The sequence below is a fragment of the Micrococcus sp. HMSC31B01 genome (assembly GCF_001816085.1).
GTDB classification, from domain to species: Bacteria; Actinomycetota; Actinomycetes; order Actinomycetales; family Micrococcaceae; genus Micrococcus; species Micrococcus luteus.
Map to the genome: position 1 here is coordinate 1 of NZ_KV825371.1, position 2,046 is coordinate 2,046.

At 70.8% G+C, this 2,046-nt stretch carries 2 protein-coding genes; both read right to left on the reverse strand.

The genetic code is table 11. From position 1 onward, the window contains the following. Positions 1-50: 50 nt before the first annotated feature. Positions 51-839: a winged helix-turn-helix domain-containing protein gene (locus HMPREF3105_RS10935; RefSeq protein WP_070709607.1), complete on the reverse strand. Its 789-nt coding sequence runs from the start codon at positions 837-839 to the stop codon at positions 51-53. Positions 840-1,312: 473 nt separating this feature from the next. Further along, positions 1,313-1,948 carry a uracil phosphoribosyltransferase gene (upp, locus tag HMPREF3105_RS10940; protein ID WP_070709609.1) on the reverse strand — a complete coding sequence of 212 codons (636 nt, stop codon included), beginning with the start codon at positions 1,946-1,948 and terminating at the stop codon, positions 1,313-1,315. Positions 1,949-2,046 lie beyond the last annotated feature (98 nt).

Consider the following 2,046-nt stretch of genomic DNA (forward strand, 5'->3'; position numbering starts at 1 on the left):
GCCCCCGCTCGGGTGAGCGGGGGCCGTCGTCGGACACGGGCGGGCGCGGGTCAGATGCTGTACTCCGGCGCCGCCCACACGACCACCTCGGGGTGGCGGTAGAAGCGGTAGCCCTGGCCGCGCACGGTGCGCACGGTGTTCGCGAGGCGGCCGAGCTTGGCGCGCAGTCGGCGGATGTGCACGTCGATGGTGCGCTCGTTGGGCACCTCGTCGGCGTTGCGCCACAGGGCGTCGAGCAGCTCCTCGCGGCCGACGGTGCGCTCCCCGTTCTCCACGAGGTAGTTCAGGAGCTCGAACTCCTTGAAGGTGAGGTTCAGGGACTCGCCGTCCAGCTGCACCTCGCGCCGGGACAGGTCGATCAGCACACCGGGCTGGCGCGTGGACACGGGGGCCGGCGCCTGCGCCAGGTCGGGACGGGTGCCGCCCTGCACGGTCGGATCGCCGAGCACCTGGCGCACGACCTCGAGGTCGCGGCCCTCCGCGCCGGCGGGGGCCAGGGCGACGGCGGCGTGCGACTCCGCCCCGGGAACGAGGGACTCCACATAGTGGCGCAGCTCGTTGGCCAGCCGCGTGAGGGAGGTGCCGGCGGCCGAGGCGGCCAGCTCGTCCATGCCCACGTAGATGACGAACCCACGGGCCTCGTTCTCCCGGGCCACCGCCTGGGGACCCGGGATGCCGTTCGGCGCGAGGACCGGCGTCGGCGCCGTCTGGGAGTCGGGGGCGTCGGTGCCACCGGCCAGGCGCAGGCCTGCGCGGGCCTGGCCTCGGCGGGACATGCCGTCGGCCCGACGCTGCGCGTTGCGGACGGAGATGTGCACGTATCCGGCGGACTGACCCATGGCCACCACTCCTCTTTCGGCTCATGGCCCCTCCACCGCTCGGTCGGTGCGGCGGACGAGGCGTCACATGACAAGAATGTGACTTCACCGCGGGGACTGGCAAGTAACGTTCGGGCTTTTGTCTCACTATTTGAGAGAAAAAGTCCTGAATGTGCCCAACATCACTATTCGTGGATCGGAATAGCGTCGCGTGACCGATCGGCTCGCCCGCGTGACTCTTTCATTGTTCAACAGGGCAGGGCGTGCCACAGGGCGAGTGAGTATGCGGAATATTTATGCAGGTGACTTCCAGGTTCTCCATGTGACGCCATGATGACGGGTCACAGCGGGCCGTGACGTCCACTAGATGGACGACACATTCATGGTTCCGCTTGACGTCCCCGCCGGAGACGCTCCCACGAGACGACCACGGCCCCCGCCGGCTGGGGCGGGGGCCGTGGTCGTCTCGTGGCGGACGCGGAGGTCCGATCAGGTCATTCCGCCAGACCGTAGAGCCGGTCGCCGGCGTCGCCGAGGCCGGGGACGATGTAGGACCGCTCGTCCAGGCGCTCGTCGACGGCGGCCAGGTACAGGTCCACCTCGACGTCGCCCAGCGAGGCCTCCAGCCGCTCGATGCCCTCGGGCGCCCCGAGCAGGCAGAGGCACGTGACCCGCGCCGCGCCGCGCTGGTAGAGGAAGCGGATGGCCTCGATCAGCGTGCCTCCCGTGGCCAGCATGGGGTCCAGGACGAACACGTGACGCCCGGACAGGTCGGCGGGCAGCCGCTCCGCGTAGGTGACGATGTCCAGCGTCTCCTCATTGCGGGCCATGCCGAGGAACCCGACCTCGGCGGACGGCGCCATCTTGGTCATCCCCTCCAGCATCCCGAGCCCCGCGCGCAGGATCGGCACGACCAGCGGACGCGGGCGGGCCAGCCGGAAGCCGGTGGTCTCGGTCACCGGGGTCTCGATCTGCACCTCCTCCATGGCCACGTCGCGCGTCGCCTCGTAGGCGAGCAGCATCACGAGCTCCTCCGTGAGCTGCCGGAAGATCATGGACGGGGTCTTCTTGTCCCGCAGGACGCTGAGCTTGTGGGCCACGAGCGGGTGGTCGACGATGTGGACGCGCATGGCGCCCACGGTACCGCCCACGCGCGCCCCTGCGCCCGCCCCCGCGCCCGCGGGGGCGCCGACACCGCCGCTAGGCTGGCCGCGTGTCCGCCCCCGTC

Coding starts and splice junctions, on each gene's coding strand:
- HMPREF3105_RS10935 (WP_070709607.1), bottom strand. CDS start 839: ATGGGTCAGTCCGCCGGATACGTGCACATCTCCGTCCGCAACGCGCAG.
- upp (WP_070709609.1), bottom strand. CDS start 1,948: ATGCGCGTCCACATCGTCGACCACCCGCTCGTGGCCCACAAGCTCAGC.